Genomic DNA, 14,727 nt, shown 5'->3' with positions numbered 1-14,727 from the left:
AATTCACAAAATGAAAGATAAAATAGATAAATCACTGATTTTAAGTAGAATAAAATTTTATTATAAATTCAAATCTGATGCGCAATTAGCTAGATTTTTAGGGCTTGGAACAAACACGCTCGCCAATTGGTACACGAGAAACACCATTAACTATGATTTAATATTCACAAAATGCGAAGAGCTAAATCCCAATTGGATTATAACAGGAGAAGGCAGGGCTACAAAAGGATATAGCAATCCAGAAGATGGAGCTTCCTCAATTATTAAAGACGATGCTGTAAAAAATCCAACCGAATACAATCAAATTACCGAAATAGAAAGGTTACATCAAATCATTACCCTACAAGAAGGAACAATTGCAGCACAAGCCAAAACCATAGAGGTAATGAACAAACTAATTAATGCTAAGGATAAATAATAACCCAGCTTCAATTATGGCTTTTGATTTTTTAGGTTATCAAAAAACTCTTCTTTCCTTAGTTGAAGATTTAACACTTTTTCATCTACAACTATCGTATTTGATAAAGTATCATGCCATGGTCTGCAGGGTGTACCCAAAGCACTCAGTGCATTAAAAGGTATTGCTCTAATAAAGTTTCTAATAAATGCATCTTTCATATTTAACGTACTACCATCTTTCTTAACTGCTTTGGTTCCAGTAATTAATTTACCTAACGATTTCCCTTGAAAAGCAGCTTCAATTAAAAACATAACCAAACCATAAAGAACCATCCCAATCAATCTCTCTTCTAGCTTATTGATATTCATCTCAGAAACACTATCCGGAATTAACATCTCTATAATAAAACCTATAAAAACAATAATGATGTAATAAACAGTCCCATCAATAAGATAGTTTGCCAATCGCTTCCCAGAATTTGCTCTACAATATTCTAGATTAATATTACTACTTTGAAATTCCATTTGAGATTCGTTACTAAGTTAAAATATCGCCTTTAAGCTACTGATTATTTCATGTTAATTAAATTTAAAAACCAAAGCATTCCTCAAACCCTTTGCATCCTTCGGCAAAACAATCTCCAAATCATTGCCATTCTGTTTCCATTTTACTGCACTTTTAACACCCAATAAAGAAATTTTCTTTGGCATTTTTGGTGGGGATTTAATCGTAATTTTTGCAGGAACTACACTCTTTTCATCAACCAAATAGAGTGCATAAATACTTCCATTTTTACTTTTAGTAAAGCAAACATTCGCCGTTTTATAAGGTGCAATTGGTTCCGTTGCATAAATAGCTTCCTTATTAATATCCATCCATTGCCCAATCTCAGTTAAGCGTTGCAACACAATATCTGGAAAAGTTCCATCAGGTTTCGGGCCAACATCTAATAAAAAGTTTCCGCCTTTGGCAACAATATCTACTAATAAATGTACAAGTGTATTGGTGCTTTTATAGTTATCATTTGGCACATAACCCCAAGCGTCGCCCATGGTCATACACGTTTCCCAAGGGTAGTTTAATGGTTTTTCAGGAATTTTTTGCTCAGGTGTTTGGTAGTTTTCATATTCGCCATGTACCGTTCTATCTACCATAATTAAACCCGGTTGTTTAGCTCTCGCCATCTTAGCGATTTTTGGCATATCAATATCCTGGTCCCAAGCTGGAATAGGTGCGCCCCAAGACAAAACCTCTTCATTAACTGTTGCTTTTGGTCTAACCCAGCCTCCATCCAACCATAAAATATCTACTGTACCATAATCGCTCATCAACTCTTCAATTTGATTGTACGTATACTGTTTAAAGTTTTGCCAACGCTGAGGATGTAAACGAATATCATAATTGTTGTTACGATCTGGAGTAGCATAACGCGGCCACCAATAATATTCACTATGCCAATCTGGTTTAGAAAAATAGGCGCCAATCATAAATCCTTCATTCCTAAAAGCAGAGAAAACTTCTTTAACAATATTTGCTTTTGGATTAGAAGAAAAAGGAACAGCCGTATTAGTTACTTTATATTCACTTTGTTTAGTATCGAACATAGCAAAGCCATCGTGGTGTTTAGTAGTAAAAACTACATACTGCATTCCAGCTTTCTTAGCATAGTTAGCCCAAATAGTTGGATCAAATTTTATAGGATTAAATTGTTTATTGAGATCGAAATACCACTTTTTATATTCTTCGTAATTACGGGTACTATCGCGAGGTATCCAAGATGCATCTTCAGAATTAATACTCCACGATTCTACAATTCCAGGAATACTATAAATTCCCCAATGCATAAAGAGCCCGAATTTCTTATCTCCCCATTGGAATAATTTAGCGGCAACTTTTGTATCTGTTGGGGTTTGGTAAGTTTGAGCAAAAGTTAAAAAACTAATGAAAAGGAAATAAATTACAGTTGCTATTTTTTTCATAAAATGATTTTAAACTTCGTACCACAAAATACACAAATATCAGTAAAAGTACATAGCTTTGTTAGCAATGCAAAACGAACAAATTTCAGTTTTCGACATATTTAAAATAGGTATTGGCCCCTCTAGTTCACACACGTTAGGTCCTTGGCGAGCTGCTCAACAATTTACAACTTCCTTAAAAAAACAAGGTTTATTGAACGATGTTGAGCAAGTAAAAATACTTTTATATGGATCTTTGGCCAAAACAGGCAAAGGGCACGGAACTGATATCGCTATTTTATTGGGTTTAGCTGGTGGTGACCCTGTAACTTTTGATGTAAACGCAATTGATAGCACTGTTGAAGAAATTAAAACTAGTCAGCAGTTACTTTTAGGAGGAGAAAAAAACATCGATTTCTCTTATACCGATGACTTGATCTTCCTATTTACAGAAAGTCTACCCTTCCATCCCAATGCAGTTACTTTCCAGGCATTCCTAAATACAGGCAAAGCTCTTTCTGAAACATACTATTCTATTGGTGGGGGTTTTGTAGTTAAGGATGGAGAAAACGGTAGCGAAAAAGAACAGGTTGATCTTCCTTTTCCAGTAGAAAAAGCAAGTGAACTTTTGCATTGGTGTTTGTCTACAGGTTTAAAAGTAAGCGAAGTGGTACTAGAAAACGAAGCAGCTTGGCGACCAGAATCTGAAACCAAAAAAGGTATTTTACAACACTTCCAAGTCATTAAGGAATGTATTTATCGCGGTTGTCACACTGGTGGTTTTTTACCTGGCGGATTAAATGTTGCTCGTAGAGCTTCGGCCTTAAATAAACGATTAATTAACGGGCAAACCTACACAGATTACGATAGTTGGCTAGCGGCAATTAGAAATGGCGGCAATGGTTTTAACTATATTTTAGACTGGGTAAGTTGTTTTGCTTTAGCTGTTAACGAAGAAAATGCTGCTTTTGGCAGAGTGGTTACAGCGCCAACAAATGGTGCAGCTGGCGTTATACCTGCTGTTTTACAATATTTTATTGCTTTTTGCGATGGATATGATGAGGAGAAAATAATTCATTTTATTGCTTGTGCATCTGAGATTGGAAGTATTTTTAAAAAGGGAGCAACAATCTCTGCAGCTATGGGCGGTTGTCAGGCAGAAATTGGAGTATCATCTGCTATGGCTGCTGCTGCATTAACAGAATGCTTGGGTGGTTCGCAACGACAAGTTTTAATGGCTGCTGAAATAGCAATGGAACATCATTTAGGTTTAACCTGCGATCCGATTGGTGGTTTAGTGCAAATTCCGTGTATAGAACGTAATACAATGGGTGCCATCAAGGCGATAACTGCAAGTCAGTTGGCGTTACAAAGTAATCCTGATAAGGCAAAAGTAAGTTTAGATGCGGTAGTGAATACCATGTGGGAAACTGCCTTAGATATGAATTCTAAGTACAAAGAAACTTCTGATGGCGGTTTAGCAACGAATATTCCATTGAGTTTGCCAGAATGTTAACCAAAAGCAATGATTAAATTCGGAATAAGCGTTTTACTTGCTCAACGTCCCAATTGGCGGAAACAAAAAATTGCACTTGTTACCAATAATGCTGCTACAACTGAAAATGGTATTTCATCGCATTTAGCTTTGATAAATGCGGGTTTTAATATTGTTAAACTATTCTCTCCGGAGCATGGTTTTACCACTAGAGGTGCCGATGGAGAGAAAATGCCCAATGGTTTTGATGATTCAACTAAATTACCTATTATCAGTTTATACAGCGAAAAATTAAAACCAAATGCTACTGATCTTGAAGATGTAGACCTTGTTCTATTTGATATTCCAGATATTGGCGCCAGATTTTATACTTATTTGTGGACTTTAACCTACTTAGTTGAAGCTTGCAAAGAATACAATAAGCCACTTGTCATTTTAGACAGACCCAATCCTATTAGCTTAGATTTAGCTAAAATTGAAGGCCCAATGTTAGATGAACTAAATTGTTCATCATTTATTGGCCGGTGGAACATCCCTTTACGCCACAGTTGTACTTTGGGTGAATTAGCGTTGTACTTTAATGATATAAAAAATATTAATGCTGCAGTTACAGTTGTTAAGTGTGAGCAATTAAGCAGAAGTGACTTTTTCCCCAACTGGGGGATAAATTTTACACCTACATCTCCAGCCATTAACAGCTTTAATGCCGCAATTTTATATCCCGGACTAGGAATGCTCGAAGCTACAAATCTAACCGAAGGAAGAGGAACAAATCTGTCATTTCAAATGGTTGCTGCACCCTGGTTAATACATACCTGCCATATACAAAAAAAGCTACAAACAATTTTACAGATAGAAGCCATTAGCACCATTCCTAAAGAAGCAAAATATGCTGGTGAAACCTGTAATGGACTCTATATTTCTCCAAAAAATTATAGTGAATTTAATGCTGTTAAAACCGGTCTATTACTAATTAAGCTCATTAAAGATAGCTATCCTTTACATTTTAAATGGCAACCCTACTTAACTAATGTTAATCCTGATGGAACCAAACACCTTGATAAACTTTTGGGCATTGCAAATAGTGAAGATTTATTTGAGCTACACTTATCAACTTTTGAAAGTACTATAAATAATTTGTGTACTGTATATGAATTTCGAGAAAAAATTAAGCCTTACTTACTTTACGAATAAAACTAGATTTGTTGTTTTGCCTTGATTGCTAAATATCTATTTACCACATTAACAGTTAATTTTTGAGGTGGAGTTAGCAAACTTAAAATACCATGTTTGGCTAATTCCTTAACCATTAATTTCTTTTCGAAAGCAAATTTCTCTGCAATAGTTTTAATGTAAATACCTTCTATATCTTGTGCAGGTTCTTCACTTAAAGATTTTAATGTGGTATTCTCAAAAAACACCACCAATAACAAATGAAATTTAGCAATGCGCTTTAAAAAGGGCAATTGCCTTTCTAATGCCGACATGCTTTCGAAATTGGTAAAGAACACCACCAAACTTCGCTGTTTCAAAACTGCTCTAACACTGATATATAAAGCTTCCATATCCGTTTCTAGATAACGAGTTTTCTCTTTATACAGCACCTCCATAATTTTGTTGAGCTGCGTTGGTCGACGATCGGCTGGCACTAAACTTCCTGTTTTTTCAGCAATGGTAATCAGTCCTGCTTTATCTTGTTTTACTAAAGCTACGCTACTTAAAATCAAGCTGGCGTTAATGGCATAATCGAGTAAACTTAAACCTTCGAAAGGCATTTTCATTGCTCTTGATTTATCAATTACACAATAAATATGTTGTGCTTTTTCATCGGTAAAAGAGTTGACCATTAAATCGCCTTTACGGGCTGTTGCCTTCCAGTTTACTGTTCTATAATCATCGCCAGCAACATAACTTTTAACCTGATCAAATTCCATACTATGACCAATTCGCCTCATCTTCTTTATGCCGATATCAGTTAAACGATTTGAAACAGCCATTAATTCGTATTGCCTCAACTTTAAAAACGAGGGATAAACAGGCACAATCTTATCAGCTCCAATATTAAATCGGCGGCTTATTAATGCCAAAGGCGATTGCACATATAATCGTGTCAATCCAAAATGATATTCACCACGTTTAGTGGGTCGCAAAGTATAGGTGATTATTTTTTGCTCTCGCGATGATAAATTAGCCGTAAACCATAAATCACGTTTTTGGAATTGAAATGGAATTTCATCGATAATTCCTACACTAATTTGAAAAGGATAAAAGTTTTCGAGGTAAATTTTAAGTTCGTTATCATCTCCATTACTTAATCGTTCAGGCACATCTCTTCGAAGGAAAACACCTCTTTCATTTCTGAACAATAAAAAAATATCCAGTACAACTAGAATCATTAATACACCAAAAAGGATGTAAGGTAAATCTCCCAAAAATGGGATGAAGAAGGAAAATAAAAACAGAGTTACGCATACGCCAAGAGCGATGAATAATCGTTTACTTAAAAATAGGTCTGTGTAATATTTTCTGAACAGGTTCTTCATTTACTATCTCGGCACTTCTATCTTTTTAATAATTTGCGCAACCACATCAGCAGTAGTTAACCCTTCCATTTCCTTTTCTGGGCTGAGCATAATGCGATGTGCTAACACTGGTGCAGCTACTTTTACAATATCATCTGGCGTTACAAAATCACGACCAGCCATTGCAGCAATAGCTTTTGCTCCATTTACCATAGCTAAAGATGCTCTTGGTGATGCGCCTAAATACACTGATTTACTATGGCGGGTTTCATGCGTAATTTGCGCAACGTAGGCTAATAACTTAGGTTCAACAAACAACGATTTGATAGTTGCTCTTAACGCTATAATTTGTTCAACAGATAAAACAGATTTAATTTCTTTTAATTGATCTTCTGTTCTTTGTTGATGTTGGCTAGTTAATATTTCTATTTCTTCTGCTAACGAAGGATATTTAACTTCGATCTTAAATAAGAAACGGTCTAATTGTGCTTCTGGCAAGCGATATGTTCCTTCTTGTTCTATTGGATTTTGAGTTGCCAAAACCATAAAAGGTTCCTCCAATTTATAAGTGTTTCCGTCCACTGTGATTTGGCGTTCTTCCATCGCTTCGAATAACGCAGATTGGGTTTTTGCAGGCGCACGATTAATTTCATCTACCAAAATGATATTGCCGAAAATAGGCCCTTGTCTAAATTGAAATTCTGCTGTTTTTGGACTAAATACTGCTGTTCCTAGTACATCAGATGGCATTAAATCTGGTGTGAATTGTATTCTAGAAAATGTTGCCGAAATACACTTGGCTACCAATTTAGCGCTTAAGGTTTTTGCTACACCAGGCACACCCTCCAATAAAAGATGCCCATCTGCCAATAAACCCGCAATTAAAAGATCTATCGTATCTTTTTGACCAATAATTACCTGGCCTAAAGATTGCCTAATTTGATCTACTGCAGCACTTAATTGGCTTAAATCGGTTCGTTGATTAAACATTTCCTGTTCCATATTTATTGGTCTTGTTTATAAAATTGTTCAATTAATTTATTTAGATGGATTAGCTGTTGGTCTTTCACCATTTGCCCCGCTTTAAGATATGTTATTTCTTCTAAAAGCTCATCGATTATATCTGCCGATACACTGGAAATTTTAATCAGCGACGCTTTAAATTCTTGATCTAAATCCAAAGTCTTTAGACGGTATTTAGTGCGGATGTATTCTAACAAATAGCTTACTTTTTTCTCTGCAATATCTCTATTATTACGCTGCTGATAATACACTCGCCCAACTACTTCAGCAAATTCTACAGATGTATTTTTTAATCTTTCTATTACTGGAATTATTCGCTGTCTTCGTTTAATTTCAAATAAAATGAACACCACTAAACTAAGCAGCGCAATGTAATAAGCCCATCTTAATTCATCGTATTTAAAAAGTACTCTTAAAACAGATCCATCCTGTTTATCAGGTCGGGTAAAATGCTCATCCCAAATTAAAGTTTCGGCCTTCGGCAAATAAGAAAGTGCTTTAGCTGCATAATCCAAACCATCTTCTCTTAGCAAACTATAATTGGTTAATAATTGTGGATTTGGCAGAATAAATAAAGAGCCTTTACCAAATTTATATTGAATGAAATTTGCAAATTCATCTTGCTTTTTGCCTAAAACAATAGCTTTTACTGTATCTGCTTTTGAAAAATATTGGCCGCTTATTCCTTTATCAAAATAATAATCCAAATCTCTTTTTAAGGAGGAATTAACAAAGTTGATAGGATATTTACGTTTGTTTTGAAAGTTGAAATCGGATGTAATTTGCAGTTTTAAGCTGTCTAATAAAATACCTTGAATTTGGAAAGCAGCAATAAAAATATTGTTTCCATTTTGCATATACTTTACCATTTCTCGGTAATCGAGTTTATCTACTTTTAAGTTTGAAGCTATAATAAAATAATTTGATTTTCCTTTTGGACTTTCCTTTAGGTTATTATAAACGGCAGATTGAACTGTTTTTATGGTAGTATTTGGTAAAATATCGTTAATTCTTTGGCGTAAAATGTAAGTTCCAAATGGAATTTTATCCTCAGAAAGATAAGTGGGTGCCCAATTAGTTGGTTTTGGCTTAAAATATTGTGCTACCAAATAACCCACTATTAAAATGCTACCAATTATCAAATATCTTCTCAATCCGCTGTTCATATCATTTTTTGATCAAACTGTAAAAAGGATTGATTAATTGGCTCGAAACTGTGTTTATCTATAAAAAATTCGCCGTACCAGATGTATTCGAATTGGTTAGTGAGTGTATTAAATTCTTGCTTGTAGTTTTCATTTTCAAGCTCTAAAACATAAGCCTGATTTGTTTTTTCCGGCTGCCAATTGATGAGTTGTTTATCGCTCAATTGTTTTAATGTTTTTAAATATAAAAGTCGTACCGCAAGGCGATAATTTCCATTTTGTAATGCAAAATCAATTTGCTCATCAAAATCAATTTCATGGATATTTTCTAAACTTTCTTCAAATGGCACAGCAACTGTTTTAGATTTTCCCGCTAGGAATTTATAATCTATGCCTATTAATTTAATAACCACAAACACAACAATAGCAATTACAACGGCTATTAAAATGTATTTTATAATGCTACCAGTAATCCCTCCACTAAAAACTTTATTAATTAAGCGCCAAACCCATCTCCAAAAACGATCCCATAAGCTTAAACTTTGTGGCGCAACATCATCGTAAATAAATTCTTTTTGTTGACTATATTTTTTAATAGCTATTTCATCAAATTTTCGGAGATCTATTGCACTACTATCTGATTTTAAAACAATACCTTTTTTAACTACAGGCTTAGCAACTGGTGTTTGTACAGCTGTTGCTTGTCCAGTACCTGTCCAGATAAAAAAGATAAAGAAAACCAGCAGTAAGCGCATTTAATATTCTTCTGGAGTTTCGGCTTGATTTGAATTTTGACCCAATCCATCAATTCTATTTAATAAACCGAGGCTTTCTTTTCTTTCTACCAAATTATAATAAATTAGGGTTGAACAAACGATTGGAATAACCATAAATATATAGGCTATCTGTTGCGATATTGAAGAAATAAAAACATAAGTTCTTGTAATCGGTTGCTCCGCATGTGTAAATGCACCTACCATTGCAACAATTATGGCAGGTAATTGAACAATCATACTGCAAGCGTAAAATATAACATAGATAACCAATAAAGTTGCCGCAGTAATCCACCATTCGTCTTTTAATAATTTGAATGAGCGCTCAAAAGCGTGGGAGAAGTTTCCGTTCTCTAAAATCATAACTGCATAAAATAATGTTACCGCAGGAAAAACGTAAATACCAGGAAGTAGACAACATGCAAAACAAAGCATTAAAAAGATTGTCATTAAGAGACCACTACCCAACATTCTAAAATAGTAATATTTAAAATAAGCCCATACTTCTGCAACGGTTGGTGGTAAATTTCCTTTTTCTACATAGAGTGCGATGAAACTTAAAACGGATACATACATGGAGGTGTAACTTAAAATCAAGAAAATAATCATCAACACATAACTAAATCCCATGCTATATATTTTTGCGAAAGGACCACTACCAGTATAACCCCCACTTTCGGTTAGATCTACTACTTGTAATTGAGCCATTATTGAACTTAACATCCCTCCTAAAATAAAAATACCTGTTAGCGAGAAGAACGCTGCCATTAACGGCTTAAAATTTTGTTTAATAAAGACAAAAGTATCTCCTATAATATCTCCAAATTCTCTTATTTTTTTAAATTCTATTTTATCTTTCATCATTATTAGTTTGAGTGCGTTTATATAATTGTATTGGATAAATGATTACATACCAAATCATAAAAATTAAGGAACCTGCTAAAATACTAATGCTTAGCCAAATTGGCATTTCGGTGTGGCGAGTAATAAAGCTTTCGAAAAATGCCGCCATTAAAATGATGGGGATAATGCCTAAAGCTATTTTTGTGGCATCTTTAGCACTGTTTTTAAAAGCAACTAAACGTGTATGTGTTTTTGGAAAAAGTAGGCCATGACCTAGAACTAATCCAGCGCCGCCAGCAATAATAATTGCTAATATTTCTAAAGTTCCATGAATCCAAATCACTAAAATAGATTGTATACCTAGGCCTTTGCTAAAAAAATAATATTCAAATGCACCAAGCATTATTCCATTTTTTAATAGAAAAAATACTGGCCCAATAGAAAAAAGTACGCCGCTTACAAACATCACTAACGAAACCCAAACGTTATTTGCAGCAATTTGAAAGAACATTTGAAGTTCTCCTGTTTTCTTATAAACGCCAAACGGATCTCCCTTTGCAATGTTTTCATTTGTCATGTTCACATAACTTTCGCCCATAATTAAACGAACAAAACGATCATCGTACTTTGCAGATAATGCCCCAATACTAGCGGCGATAATGAAAAAAATAAACGAGTAAATTATTTGCTTACGATATTGATAAAACAATAGAGGCAATTCGTATTTCCAGTAGCGAACAAAACGACCTTTTTCTTCTTTTTTATTTTTATAAATAGCTTGGTGTAAAACGGATGCAATGCCATTCAAATATGCGGTAGTTTGAGATTTTGGGTAGAAAGTTTTTGAGTAAGCTAAATCGTTTGTAATATCTATGAAACGATGGGCTAATTCATCGGGGTTATCTGTTTGTAAAACTTCGTAGCTCTTCCATTTATCAGAATTCTGCTTCACAAACAGCGCCTCTCTCATAAAATTAATTTCCCCGGTTAAATTTCTGTTAAAATAAAACAAAATTTCAATTAGTCAATAAAAAATAAAAATCCCTATTATATTTGAGACCATGGAAACCGTTAAAGTAAATACTAGTCAACATATTGATATTGATTATCCCGTTGCGGGTTTAGGCGAACGGGTTGCTGGTTGGTTAATTGATATCGGTTTATTTATCGCTGTCTTTTTTGTTTTTCTGATTGTGTTTTCCATGACAGGCCTTTCAGGTTCTGGCTTATTTGACACCATAATGCTTATTATTTATGGTGCTGGTTACGTATTTTATGATTTGCTTTGTGAGGTTTTTATGAATGGACAGAGCATAGGAAAAAGAATATTAAAAATTAAAGTCATCAGCTTGAATGGTGCACAAGCAAGTCTTGGTCAATATTTTATACGATGGGTTTTTAGAATTGTCGATTTCCCTTTAACAGCTTGGGTAGGCGGATTAATTTGTGTAGCCGTTACAGATAACAAGCAGCGCATTGGTGATATTGTTGCAGGCACTACGTTAATTAAAACAGTTCCGCGTACACAATTTCAACACATTGCTTTTCATCCCGTTGCCGAAGAATATAATCCAGTTTTTGCTAGTGCAAATCAGATGACCGATCGAGATATAGAACTCATTCACGAAGTTTTAAATACTTATTACAAAACCCGAAATCACGATTTAATTTATCACATGGCAGCTAGAGTTTCTAATCATTTGGGTATTGTAGTACCTAGTGGGATGAATGAACTTGAGTTTTTAAAAACGTTAATAATGGATTATAATCAGCTTACTTCTAGAGCAGTTTAGTTATTTAAACGTAGCTGCAACTGAATTCGAAACTTTTACCGCCCATTCGCTGTACATTTTACCAGAAGGATGTAAACCATCACTAGCTATTAAAGAAGCATCTGTTGCTGCATTTCTAGAACCCGGTGTAATATCAATATAACTTACAGCTATTGCTAAAGTTTCTTCTTTACAAATGGCATTAAACGCATCAATTTCTTCCGCAATAGTAGTGGTATTTCTACCACTTCCTTTTCCAAAAGGAGTTACGCCCCAATCAGGAATTGAAACTACAAAAACATGTTTTTTATCTCCGCCAGCAAAGCCGATAGCAGTTTGCAGCAATTCCTTAAATTCTTTACGATAAGTAGCTTGAGAATTTCCTCGGTACTGGTTGTTCACTCCTATAAGCAAGGTAACCACATCATAAGTTTCAGTAATTTTTTCCGCTTTGATAGCAGCTTGCAGTTCATCCGTTGTCCAACCAGTTTTCGCTATAATTTTTGGGGCAGAAAACTTCAATCCTTGATCATTTAACATCGAGCTTACCTGATATGGGAAGCTTTCTTTTTGAGGAACAGCCTCCCCAATGGTATAAGAATCGCCTAGAGCGAGATAAGTTAAGGATGATTTATTTGTGGTAATTGGAGTTTGTATCATTGCCTTTTCTACATTTTTATTACAGGCCAATAATAAACATAAAGACAGAAAACCAAGGCTAAATTTCATCTTTTAATTTACGTAATTTTTTAGGCTGAAGATTTAAATTAGTTAAATTAACTCCATTTTAAATAATTGAGCAATATGGTTTTTTAGTTTTTCCTTTACGTCTTCTATATTTAATTTTCTGCCCAGTTCTCTTTCTAAAGAGGTCACATCTTTATCATCTATCCCACACGGAACAATGTTTTTAAAATAATCTAAATCGGTATTTACATTAAATGCGAAGCCATGCATGGTTACCCATCTACTACAACGCACTCCTAAAGCGCAAATTTTTCGGGCCTTTTCGTTATCTGCATCTAGCCAAACACCTGTATAACCTGGATAACGACCAGCGGTAATTCCGTAATCTGCAAGCGTTAAAATCACTGCTTCTTCGAGTGTTCTGAGGTATAAATGGATATCCGTAAAAAAATTATCTAAATCTAAAATTGGATAACCCACAATTTGACCAGGACCGTGATAAGTAATATCGCCCCCGCGATTAATTTTATAATAAGTAGCTTGTTTATTCTTCAAGCCATCTTCATCCAATAATAAATTTTCTGGATGCCCGCTTTTACCTAAAGTGTATACATGTGGGTGTTCGCAAAAAACAAGATGATTCGGTGTTTCAAGTGTAAGATTTTTCCCAAGGGGATGCCCTTGGCACAGTTCTCTGTTTTTCCCTTTTAAAGCAACAGTTTCATCAAATATTTCTTCCTGCTTTGTCCAAGCATTTTGATAATCAGTTAAACCCCAATCTATAAACTTAACTTTCTTGTTCATTTTAGTTTAAAATTAAGCAACAACATAGCCTAACATATAGCCATCTTTAGTTTTAAAGTAGTTTACAGTTAGTTCCGTTGTTCCTGTCGGCAATTCTACAAGAGCTTGTAAAGAACCTTCGTCTTTCAGTTTAAATGGTTTAATGTGTATGTGTTGTTTAAACTCTAACCCTTTTTTGCCATGCCATTTATAAATTGCTTCCTTAGCACACCAAGCCACATATAAGCCGTTAGTATTATCCCCAATTTGTTTTTGAGCAAGCTCAACATCGGATAAAAATTTATGCTTTATGCTTTTGATTTTCATTTTAATCAATTCGATATCAACACCAACTTGTTTTTCTTTACTAATGATAACCGCAGCATAATCATACGAATGACTTAAAGAAATATAAGCTTCAGAATTAACTAGGTAAGGTTTGCCATGATCATCCATTCGGCAATCTATATAATCTGCGGTGTTTAACATAGTTCGCAGCAATAAACGGGTACTTAGCCAATGCAACGCTCTTTTCCCATTACTTAAAGAAGCGATAACATCTAGCTCATGTTGTTTAAGTTGTAAACCAGAGAGTAACTGTTCTTCCGTTTCCTCAATTTTCCATACGGCAAGTATGGTTTGATCATCAATTTTTTTATTAAAAACTATTGGCATCTCTTATTTAGAAAATCAATGCAAAAGTATCTTAAATTAATCATAATTTAGTCCAAAATACTTCATAAAATGATACTCTCAGATAAACGCATACTCGAAGAAATAGATAAAGGTACCATCATCATAGAACCTTTTAATTTAAATTGTCTCGGCACCAATTCTTACGATGTGCATTTGGGTAAATATCTTGCCACCTATAAAGATCGTGTTTTAGATGCCAAAGCACACAATAAAATAGATCATTTCGAAATACCAAAAGAAGGTTTTGTATTACAACCTGGCACTTTATACTTAGGTGTAACTTTAGAATATACAGAAACTCATGCACATGTTCCATTTTTAGAAGGTAAAAGTAGTACAGGTCGTTTGGGTATAGACATACATGCTACAGCCGGCAAGGGTGATGTTGGTTTTTGTAACACTTGGACCTTAGAAATTTCTTGCGCACAACCTGTTCGTATTTACGCAGGCATGCCAATTGGTCAACTTATTTATTTTTTGGTTGATGGTAGTATAGAAAATATGTATAACACTAAAAACGATGCTAAATACAATAATAAAACCACCAAACCTGTAGAAAGCATGATGTGGAAAAACACATTTTAGTTAATCAACTAACTTTTTAATTACAATATTTCAATTAAGCCTTAG

16 protein-coding genes are annotated in these 14,727 nt (G+C 34.4%); 5 read left to right on the top strand and 11 right to left on the bottom strand.

The window, feature by feature from the left end:
• Positions 1-10: 10 nt before the first annotated feature.
• The gene (locus tag WC622_RS00190; RefSeq protein WP_372816111.1) at positions 11-418 is read left to right on the top strand and encodes a helix-turn-helix domain-containing protein; all 408 of its coding nucleotides are present in this window, start codon (positions 11-13) and stop codon (positions 416-418) included.
• A 14-nt stretch (positions 419-432) separates the two neighbouring features.
• Here the strand turns inward: WC622_RS00190 and WC622_RS00185 are convergent, their stop codons facing one another.
• Complete coding sequence (locus WC622_RS00185) at positions 433-924, bottom strand: RDD family protein (protein ID WP_372816109.1); 492 nt, start codon at positions 922-924, stop codon at positions 433-435.
• Between the two features lie 54 nt (positions 925-978).
• Positions 979-2,379, bottom strand: a complete 1,401-nt coding sequence (locus WC622_RS00180) for an alpha-L-fucosidase (RefSeq protein ID WP_372816107.1) — start codon at positions 2,377-2,379, stop codon at positions 979-981.
• Positions 2,380-2,446: 67 nt separating this feature from the next.
• Here WC622_RS00180 and WC622_RS00175 point away from each other — a divergent pair, with 67 nt between their 5' ends.
• Both WC622_RS00175 and WC622_RS00170 read left to right on the top strand, forming a co-directional pair.
• Positions 2,447-3,874 carry an L-serine ammonia-lyase gene (locus WC622_RS00175; RefSeq protein WP_372816105.1) on the top strand — a complete coding sequence of 476 codons (1,428 nt, stop codon included), beginning with the start codon at positions 2,447-2,449 and terminating at the stop codon, positions 3,872-3,874.
• Between the two features lie 9 nt (positions 3,875-3,883).
• On the top strand, positions 3,884-5,047 hold the full coding sequence (locus WC622_RS00170) for an exo-beta-N-acetylmuramidase NamZ domain-containing protein (RefSeq protein ID WP_372816103.1): 1,164 nt from the start codon (positions 3,884-3,886) through the stop codon (positions 5,045-5,047).
• Positions 5,048-5,049: 2 nt separating this feature from the next.
• Here WC622_RS00170 and WC622_RS00165 read toward each other — a convergent pair whose 3' ends face one another.
• From WC622_RS00165 to WC622_RS00140, 6 genes are read right to left on the bottom strand one after another with little or no spacing between them, the layout of a single operon-like run.
• On the bottom strand, positions 5,050-6,396 hold the full coding sequence (locus WC622_RS00165; RefSeq protein WP_372816101.1) for a DUF58 domain-containing protein: 1,347 nt from the start codon (positions 6,394-6,396) through the stop codon (positions 5,050-5,052).
• A 3-nt stretch (positions 6,397-6,399) separates the two neighbouring features.
• Positions 6,400-7,377, bottom strand: a complete 978-nt coding sequence (locus tag WC622_RS00160; RefSeq protein WP_372816099.1) for an AAA family ATPase — start codon at positions 7,375-7,377, stop codon at positions 6,400-6,402.
• Positions 7,378-7,379: 2 nt separating this feature from the next.
• The gene (locus WC622_RS00155) at positions 7,380-8,564 is read right to left on the bottom strand and encodes a DUF4350 domain-containing protein (RefSeq protein WP_372816097.1); all 1,185 of its coding nucleotides are present in this window, start codon (positions 8,562-8,564) and stop codon (positions 7,380-7,382) included.
• Positions 8,561-9,298, bottom strand: a complete 738-nt coding sequence (locus WC622_RS00150) for a hypothetical protein (protein ID WP_372816095.1) — start codon at positions 9,296-9,298, stop codon at positions 8,561-8,563. Before WC622_RS00150 ends, WC622_RS00155 begins: the two co-directional genes overlap by 4 nt.
• On the bottom strand, positions 9,299-10,180 hold the full coding sequence (locus tag WC622_RS00145; RefSeq protein ID WP_372816094.1) for a hypothetical protein: 882 nt from the start codon (positions 10,178-10,180) through the stop codon (positions 9,299-9,301).
• Entirely contained in the window at positions 10,167-11,129 is a 963-nt protein-coding gene (locus WC622_RS00140) for a stage II sporulation protein M (protein ID WP_372816092.1), read from the bottom strand. Before WC622_RS00140 ends, WC622_RS00145 begins: the two co-directional genes overlap by 14 nt.
• A gap of 91 nt (positions 11,130-11,220) precedes the next feature.
• Here WC622_RS00140 and WC622_RS00135 point away from each other — a divergent pair, with 91 nt between their 5' ends.
• Positions 11,221-11,952 (top strand): RDD family protein, encoded by a 732-nt coding sequence (locus WC622_RS00135; protein ID WP_372816091.1) that lies wholly within the window; start codon positions 11,221-11,223, stop codon positions 11,950-11,952.
• Here the strand turns inward: WC622_RS00135 and WC622_RS00130 are convergent, their stop codons facing one another.
• Genes WC622_RS00130 through WC622_RS00120 form a run of 3 tightly spaced genes read right to left on the bottom strand, consistent with a single transcriptional unit; the run spans position 11,953 to position 14,076 of the window.
• Positions 11,953-12,660 carry an SGNH/GDSL hydrolase family protein gene (locus WC622_RS00130; RefSeq protein ID WP_372816089.1) on the bottom strand — a complete coding sequence of 236 codons (708 nt, stop codon included), beginning with the start codon at positions 12,658-12,660 and terminating at the stop codon, positions 11,953-11,955.
• Positions 12,661-12,702: 42 nt separating this feature from the next.
• On the bottom strand, positions 12,703-13,422 hold the full coding sequence (gene lipB / locus WC622_RS00125) for a lipoyl(octanoyl) transferase LipB (RefSeq protein WP_372816088.1): 720 nt from the start codon (positions 13,420-13,422) through the stop codon (positions 12,703-12,705).
• A gap of 12 nt (positions 13,423-13,434) precedes the next feature.
• Entirely contained in the window at positions 13,435-14,076 is a 642-nt protein-coding gene (locus WC622_RS00120; protein WP_372816086.1) for a 4'-phosphopantetheinyl transferase superfamily protein, read from the bottom strand.
• A 69-nt stretch (positions 14,077-14,145) separates the two neighbouring features.
• Between WC622_RS00120 and dcd the strand changes: the two genes are divergently transcribed.
• A complete protein-coding gene (dcd, locus tag WC622_RS00115; RefSeq protein ID WP_173271397.1) occupies positions 14,146-14,682 on the top strand; it encodes a dCTP deaminase in 537 nt (178 codons plus the stop codon).
• Positions 14,683-14,727: the final 45 nt, after the last annotated feature.

The sequence above is a fragment of the Pedobacter sp. genome (assembly GCF_041662865.1).
Classification (GTDB): domain Bacteria; phylum Bacteroidota; class Bacteroidia; order Sphingobacteriales; family Sphingobacteriaceae; genus Pedobacter.
Note: the sequence above shows the minus strand (reverse complement) of the source record. Positions and strands in the feature narration are given on the sequence as shown.

Coding starts and splice junctions, on each gene's coding strand:
- WC622_RS00190 (WP_372816111.1), top strand. CDS start 11: ATGAAAGATAAAATAGATAAATCACTGATTTTAAGTAGAATAAAATTT.
- WC622_RS00185 (WP_372816109.1), bottom strand. CDS start 924: ATGGAATTTCAAAGTAGTAATATTAATCTAGAATATTGTAGAGCAAAT.
- WC622_RS00180 (WP_372816107.1), bottom strand. CDS start 2,379: ATGAAAAAAATAGCAACTGTAATTTATTTCCTTTTCATTAGTTTTTTA.
- WC622_RS00175 (WP_372816105.1), top strand. CDS start 2,447: ATGCAAAACGAACAAATTTCAGTTTTCGACATATTTAAAATAGGTATT.
- WC622_RS00170 (WP_372816103.1), top strand. CDS start 3,884: ATGATTAAATTCGGAATAAGCGTTTTACTTGCTCAACGTCCCAATTGG.
- WC622_RS00165 (WP_372816101.1), bottom strand. CDS start 6,396: ATGAAGAACCTGTTCAGAAAATATTACACAGACCTATTTTTAAGTAAA.
- WC622_RS00160 (WP_372816099.1), bottom strand. CDS start 7,377: ATGGAACAGGAAATGTTTAATCAACGAACCGATTTAAGCCAATTAAGT.
- WC622_RS00155 (WP_372816097.1), bottom strand. CDS start 8,564: ATGAACAGCGGATTGAGAAGATATTTGATAATTGGTAGCATTTTAATA.
- WC622_RS00150 (WP_372816095.1), bottom strand. CDS start 9,298: ATGCGCTTACTGCTGGTTTTCTTTATCTTTTTTATCTGGACAGGTACT.
- WC622_RS00145 (WP_372816094.1), bottom strand. CDS start 10,180: ATGATGAAAGATAAAATAGAATTTAAAAAAATAAGAGAATTTGGAGAT.
- WC622_RS00140 (WP_372816092.1), bottom strand. CDS start 11,129: ATGAGAGAGGCGCTGTTTGTGAAGCAGAATTCTGATAAATGGAAGAGC.
- WC622_RS00135 (WP_372816091.1), top strand. CDS start 11,221: ATGGAAACCGTTAAAGTAAATACTAGTCAACATATTGATATTGATTAT.
- WC622_RS00130 (WP_372816089.1), bottom strand. CDS start 12,660: ATGAAATTTAGCCTTGGTTTTCTGTCTTTATGTTTATTATTGGCCTGT.
- lipB (WP_372816088.1), bottom strand. CDS start 13,422: ATGAACAAGAAAGTTAAGTTTATAGATTGGGGTTTAACTGATTATCAA.
- WC622_RS00120 (WP_372816086.1), bottom strand. CDS start 14,076: ATGCCAATAGTTTTTAATAAAAAAATTGATGATCAAACCATACTTGCC.
- dcd (WP_173271397.1), top strand. CDS start 14,146: ATGATACTCTCAGATAAACGCATACTCGAAGAAATAGATAAAGGTACC.